The sequence below is a fragment of the Nonomuraea maheshkhaliensis genome (genome assembly GCF_039529435.1).
GTDB classification, from domain to species: Bacteria; Actinomycetota; Actinomycetes; order Streptosporangiales; family Streptosporangiaceae; genus Nonomuraea; species Nonomuraea maheshkhaliensis.
In genome coordinates, this window is the sequence record NZ_BAAAMU010000077.1 from 1 (window position 1) to 1,686 (window position 1,686).

Sequence of the window (1,686 nt, forward strand, 5' to 3'; positions counted from 1 at the left end):
AGCGCGGACATGGCCGCCGCGGGCCCGCCGCGCTGGGCGGCGTGCTCGGCCGAGCGTTCCAGCTCCTCGGCGGCCCGCTCGTCGTGCTCGGCCGCCGCCTGCCCGAGGTGCCAGGCGCGCCGGTGCTGGTCGGCCTGCCCGTCGAAGGCGGAGGCGAGCGCCCGGTGGATCGCCGCGCGCCGGTGCACGGAGGCGCTGTGGTAGACCGCGGAACGGATCAGCGGATGGCGGAACCGCGCCCGCGTCCCGTCGTACGTGAGCAGCTCGTCGATCTCGGCCCGGTGCAGCGCGTCGGACGGGATCCGCAGCGCGGCGGCGGCCCGCTCGACGGTGTCGACGCTGCCCGAGCCGTCGGCGGCGATCTGCTTGAGCAGCGGCAGCTCCGCGGCGTGCCGGTCCATGACCTTGGCGAGGAACGAGCGCTGCAGCTCCTCGGTCATGGCCGGCGGCTGCTGCGCCCCTTCCGGGTGCGGCTCCCGGCCGGCGAGTTCGAGCAGGGCCAGCGGGTTGCCGCCGGTGACGGCCAGCAGCCGGCGCTGCTCGCCGTCGCTCAGCCGCCGCCCGGCCAGCAGCGCCCTGGCCGCGTCCGGTTTGAGACCCATGAGGGGCATGCGGCGCAGCGCCGGCAGGTCGGTGTCGTGCCCTTCGTCGGCGCGTGCGGCCAGCGCCACCACCACGGGCTCGTTGTCCAGGCGGCGCGCCACGAACGCCACCGTCTTCAGCGTCGGCTGGTCCGCCCAGTGCGCGTCGTCGATGACGCACAACACCGGCCGCTCACCGGCCCACAGGGATAGCAGCGACAACGCGGACAATCCAACCAGGAACGGGTCCGGCGGCGTGCCGTGCGCCCGCCCGAACAGCACACTCAGGGCCTGCGCCTGCGGGCCGGGCAGCTCGTCCACCGCGTCGAGGGCGGGGAGCAGGAGCTGGTGCAGGGTCGCGTACGGGAGGTCGGCCTCCGGCGCGACGCCGACGGCGCGGAGCATTCGGAAACCGGTGGCCCGCTCTTCGACGTACGACAGCAGCGCGGTCTTCCCGATGCCGGGCTCCCCATGCAGGACGACCCCGCCACCGCGCCCTTCGCGCGCCCGCTGCAGCAAGGAGTCGAGCAGCGCGGTCTCGCCGTCTCTCCCCAGCACACGGCGAGCATAGAAAGCGCGCGGTGCCGGTGACAACGCCTTTCGGGCCGCCAGACCGGCGACTTCACTGATGCGGGCGCGGCGGCCCGCCTCCTAGCGTCGGCGAAGGAAGTCCAGACCGAGGTCCAGCGGACGAGCCGAGGGCGAGGATCATCTCCATGGCGTACGAGGCGGTGCCGGAGGCGGCATATGAGGCGGTGCGCGAGGTGACCCATGAGGTGGTGCGCGGCGTGGCGCGCGAGCCGCTTCGAGGGCGCACCGTTCTCGTCACCTGCGCGGGTCCCTGCGGGGGTGCGGGTGCGGCGGTGGCGTGGGCGCTGAGCAGGGCCGGTGCCGGCGTGGTGCTCGCCGCCGCCGACACGGGGCCGCTGGAGGAGCAGGCCGCACGCATCGGAGCGGCGGGCGGTCATGCCATCGCCGTCCGCACGGATCTCACCGATCAGGTGGCGGTACGGCGGCTGGTCGAGCAGACCCTCGGCGCCTTCGGCCGGCACGACGCCGCCTGCAACGACGCCGCCTGCAACGACGCCGCCTGCAACGACGCCGC

2 protein-coding genes are annotated in these 1,686 nt (G+C 74.9%); one reads left to right on the forward strand and one right to left on the reverse strand.

The features are described 5' to 3' along the window. The coding region (locus ABFX54_RS37440; protein ID WP_346111481.1) for an AAA family ATPase at positions 1–1,139 on the reverse strand (1,139 nt) is incomplete at its 3' end. Positions 1,140–1,297: 158 nt separating this feature from the next. Between ABFX54_RS37440 and ABFX54_RS37445 the strand changes: the two genes are divergently transcribed. Continuing rightward, a partial coding sequence (locus ABFX54_RS37445; protein ID WP_346111482.1) for an SDR family NAD(P)-dependent oxidoreductase occupies positions 1,298–1,686 on the forward strand: 389 nt, incomplete at its 3' end.